This window comes from Methylobacterium sp. JK268, assembly GCF_054052225.1.
The window spans coordinates 1-4,289 of the sequence record NZ_JBSVZN010000063.1 but is presented as its reverse complement, the minus strand read 5'-3'; the positions used below and the strand labels follow the sequence as shown (position 1 = coordinate 4,289).

The window sequence follows — 4,289 nt, the reverse complement described above, 5'->3', positions numbered from 1 at the left end:
CCACCCGGAACGATGCGGACGTCGAGGGTCTTTGCGGCGACGTCCACTCCACAGATGATCTGGGTCACGGTAACCTGCCTTGTGCGTGCGATGGGCGATCAGGCGACTGTCCGGTCGTGCGTGACAGTGGCGACGGTCCCAAAGCTCACCAGCGGTTGCAGCCAGAGGGGGCGCGGGAGCCGTCCGCCACGCGCGGGGACCGGCGGCCGCCGGTCCCCGCGCAGCCCTCATCACATCATCCAAAAGGGCCGGCTTCCAGATACAAGGGGGCCGTGCCGGATGTGGCTCCTCCGGATGCGCCCCCTCACCTTCGGCTGCCGCCTCGTCTCGCCCCCAGCAAGGGGGGCTCGACCCTCTCCCCGCACGCGGGGAGAGGGCATGCGCGCCACCCGAAGTGTGAATCCGCAAGCCCACTCGGGAGAGGGGTTGCCCGCGCCACGGCCGTCGCAACGGCGTGCTTTCCATCTCGCAGCACCGGCAATGTCGTGCGAGAGCGTTCCACGGAGCGGGATCACCCCGCGCCCGGCACCTCGAAGCGCGCGAAATCCGGCTTCACGGGTCTCAGCTCCGCGCCGCCCGCCGCGATCGCCTCCCCGGCTTCCACGGCGTCCGCGAGCCGGTCGAGGCGCAGCAGCGCGAGGCCGCGCGCGCCGGCGGCGCTGCCGGTCTGGCCGAGCGCCTTCGCGCCCGCGGTGACCGGCGTGCCCGGCGCCGGTGCCTCGCCCTCATAGGCGACCGGCACCACGCGGGTCCGCGCCGTGCCGCGGTGCTGCATGCGCGACACCACCTCCTGGCCGATATAGCAGCCCTTGCGAAAATCGACCCCGCCGAGCTGGTCCATCAGCGCCTCGTGCGGGAAGGCGTCGCCGAGCGCGTAATCGGGCCCGCTCTCGGGCACGCCCAGCGCGACGCGGTGGGCCGCGTAGTCTGCGGTGGCGTCCGTCGCCGGCTCGGCGCCCTCCGGCGCGTGGAGCCGCCAACCGAGCGCGGGAAGCCGCCCGTCGCGCAGCCACGTCCCCTCCGGCTCGGTGCCCCAGGCCGCGAGGACCCGCAGCCCCGCCTCGGCGAAGGCCACCTTGGCGCGCAGCCGGTAGAGGGTCAGGCGGCGGGTGAGATCCGGCAGCAGGGCGCGGGGCGCGTCGAGGTGGAAGCCCCCCTCCGCGCGGCTCACCAGGAAGTCGAACAGGATCTTGCCCTGCGGCGTGAGCAGCGCCCCGAGCCGCGCCTCGCCCGGCGGCAGCGTCTCGACGTTGCAGGTGAGGAGCCCCTGGAGGAACCCCGTGGCGTCGTCGCCGGAGACGGCCAGCACGGCACGGTCCGGCAGGAGGGCGATCGGCATGCGCGGTCCTTCTCGGCCGGGCGGTCCGGCTTGAACCTCCGGCGGGGCTGACATAAGCCGCCGCTCGGCCGGCCTCAATCGGCCGCGGGCCGGGAGGACGCCTTGATGAGCCGGAGCTTCGACCTGATCCTGCGCGGCGGCACGGTGGTGAACCACGACGGCATCGGCCCGGCCGATCTCGGCGTCACGGGCGGGCGGATCGCCGCGATCGGCGACCTCGCCACCGCGGCGGCCGGCCGGGTGCAGGACTGCACCGGGCTCCACCTCCTGCCGGGCGTGATCGACAGCCAGGTCCATTTCCGCGAGCCGGGGCTCGACCACAAGGAGGATCTGGAGACCGGGGCGCGGGCGGCCGTGATGGGCGGCGTCACCACGGTGTTCGAGATGCCGAACACCAACCCTCAGACCACCGGCCCCGCGGCGCTCGCCGACAAGATCCGGCGCGCCCATCACCGGATGCACTGCGACTTCGCCTTCTGGGTCGGGGGCACGCACGAGAACGCCACCGAGGTGGCGGAGCTGGAGCGCCTGCCGGGGGCGGCGGGCATCAAGGTCTTCATCGGCTCCTCGACCGGCTCGCTCCTGGTCGAGGACGATCCGGGCATCACCGAGATCCTCAAGCGCATCCGCCGCCGCGCCGCCTTCCACGCGGAGGACGAGGCGATGCTGCGCGAGCGCAAGGCGCTGCGGGTCCCGGGCGACCCGTCCTCGCACCCGGTCTGGCGCTCGCCCGAGGCGGCGCTGAAGGCGACGCAGCGCCTCGTGCGCATCGCCCGCGAGACGGGGGCGCGGATCCACATCCTGCACATCTCCACCGCCGAGGAGATGCGCTTCCTCGCCGAGCACAAGGACGTGGCCACCGTCGAGGTGACGCCCCACCACCTCACCCTCGACGGCACGGAGGCCTATCCGCGCCTCGGCACGCTGGTCCAGATGAACCCGCCGGTGCGCGACGCTGCCCATCGCGACGGGATCTGGTGGGGCCTCCGCCAAGGCGTCGCGGACGTGCTGGGCTCCGACCACGCGCCGCACACGCTCGAGGAGAAGGCCAAGCCCTATCCCGACTCGCCCTCCGGCATGACCGGCGTGCAGACGCTGGTGCCGATCATGCTCGACCACGTGGCGGCGGGCCGCCTGAGCCTCGCGCGCTTCGTCGACCTGACGAGCGCCGGCCCGAAGCGCGCCTTCGGGCTCGCCCGCAAGGGCCGGCTGGCGGTGGGCTACGACGCGGACGTGACGGTGGTGGACCTGAAGCGCCGCGAGACGATCACCAATGCCTGGATCGCCAGCCGCTGCGGCTGGACGCCCTACGACGGCAAGACCGTGACCGGCTGGCCGGTCGGCACGGTGGTGCGCGGGAACCTCGTGATGTGGGAGGGGAGCCTCGCGGCGCCGTCCCTCGGCGAGGCGGTGCGGTTCGAGGAGGCGTTCCCGGCGCGAGGGGCGTGACCTCTCTCCCGCAGAGGGACTACCGTGTGCACATAGCCTTGGTGAGTTTTGCGCGGGGAACCCCTCTCCCGTGCGGGCTACGGCCTTGACGGAAGTGAGTCGGGGTCTGCGAGGATTGCGCCGGCGAGCATGGCGGCGAAGCGCTGCCAGCCGCGGGCCATGATCTTGGGTCCCGGCGGCTTGCCGGCGACGTTCCAGCCGCCGTGCCGGGCCACGATCCAAGACAGCCAGGCCAGCGTCCCCGGTGGGTGTGGGTTCTGCAGGCGTGCCGTACTGCCCTCGCAGGCCCGGCCCAGCTGCGCCACCACGGGCAAGGCGACCGCGTCGAGCACGTCCTGCATCGGCCGCCCGCCGCCCGTGCGGGCATCGACCAACTGCAGGATGCGCACCGCCGCCCCCAGCGCCAAAGCCGCCAGCCGGAACAGCTTGTCGGGCACCCGCATCTGCGTCGCGTCCAGGCCCAGCCCGTCCCGCTTGAGCGCGCGGAACACCTCTTCAATGCGCCAGCGCAGCCGGTACAGCCGCACCGTCTCGCGCGCCTCGGCGGCGGTCGCGACCGGGCGCGTGCTCAGAAGGTGCCAGCACAGCGGCGCCTGACCGTCGGGCGGGGTGGGCTCCTCCACCGTCACCAGGCTCAGCGGCAGCGCGCCCGGCAGGCTCTTCGGCTCGCCCGCTGGCCGCTTCACCACCAGCGATCCGGCCCGCAACTGCACCCGTGCGGTGCGCTCGGGCCGGCCCGGCCGGGCGGGGACCGTCACCGTATCCTCGGCCAGGACCGGCCAGCGCGCCGCCTCCGCCGTCATCGCGCCCCCCGTGGCCAGCGCCCGGTCGTGGCGGGCGCGCACCAGCAGGTCGGTGCCCGCCGGACAGCGCGCGACGTGATCGTAGATGTCGCCTTCCTGGTCGGCCACCACGATCAGGCTCGCCGCGCTCTCGCCCAGGCGGGCCTGCGCGGCCTGCGCGCCCACACCCCAGCGCCGGCTCTCCTTGTCCGCGATCGGCCGGCCCGCCCGCGGCTTGACCGGCGCGTCCGCCCGCGTCCAGATCTGGGCATCGACCAGCCCCAGGATCGCCTCGTCCTGTGCGTCGACCGCCACGACCGGGTGCAGGAAGAAGCCGGGATTGCGCCCGTTGCCGGCGGGCCCGAGCCCGTGACGGCCCGCCGCCAGCGGGGTGAAGTTGATCTCGCTCGTGTCCTGCACCGCCACGACCGCGCGGCCGGCACAGGCCTGGGCCGTGCGCGCGCCAAACGCCCGCAGGATGGCGCCCACGCTCGTGTGCGGCGAGGACAGGTAGCGATGGGCTGCGGCCGTGCCGGCCTCGCTGCCCCCGACCGTGCTCAGCACCACGCTGCCGGTGGTCACGATCCGATCAAACAGCCAAGCGCCGCGCGCCTCGGTGCGGATGTCGCCGACCCCAAGTCCGTCCATGCAAAGCCTCCCGCACAGCGCAAAGGCTCACAACACGAACCGAGCGAATCAGATCCGTACAGGCCGTAGCC

Annotated in this window: 3 protein-coding genes; 1 reads left to right on the top strand and 2 read right to left on the bottom strand. The window is 73.6% G+C overall.

Annotation, left to right across the window (positions count from 1 at the left end; translation table 11 throughout):
- Positions 1 to 511 precede the first annotated feature (511 nt).
- Positions 512 to 1,339 (bottom strand): CAF17-like 4Fe-4S cluster assembly/insertion protein YgfZ, encoded by an 828-nt coding sequence (ygfZ, locus tag ACW9J6_RS34295; protein WP_457120794.1) that lies wholly within the window; start codon positions 1,337 to 1,339, stop codon positions 512 to 514.
- A 105-nt stretch (positions 1,340 to 1,444) separates the two neighbouring features.
- Between ygfZ and ACW9J6_RS34290 the strand changes: the two genes are divergently transcribed.
- On the top strand, positions 1,445 to 2,788 hold the full coding sequence (locus tag ACW9J6_RS34290; protein ID WP_457120793.1) for a dihydroorotase: 1,344 nt from the start codon (positions 1,445 to 1,447) through the stop codon (positions 2,786 to 2,788).
- Positions 2,789 to 2,865: 77 nt separating this feature from the next.
- On the opposite strand, the gene ACW9J6_RS34285 is transcribed toward ACW9J6_RS34290, so the two are convergent.
- Positions 2,866 to 4,218 carry an IS4 family transposase gene (locus ACW9J6_RS34285; protein WP_457118717.1) on the bottom strand — a complete coding sequence of 451 codons (1,353 nt, stop codon included), beginning with the start codon at positions 4,216 to 4,218 and terminating at the stop codon, positions 2,866 to 2,868.
- Between the last annotated feature and the right edge of the window lie 71 nt (positions 4,219 to 4,289).

Coding starts and splice junctions, on each gene's coding strand:
- ygfZ (WP_457120794.1), bottom strand. CDS start 1,339: ATGCCGATCGCCCTCCTGCCGGACCGTGCCGTGCTGGCCGTCTCCGGC.
- ACW9J6_RS34290 (WP_457120793.1), top strand. CDS start 1,445: ATGAGCCGGAGCTTCGACCTGATCCTGCGCGGCGGCACGGTGGTGAAC.
- ACW9J6_RS34285 (WP_457118717.1), bottom strand. CDS start 4,218: ATGGACGGACTTGGGGTCGGCGACATCCGCACCGAGGCGCGCGGCGCT.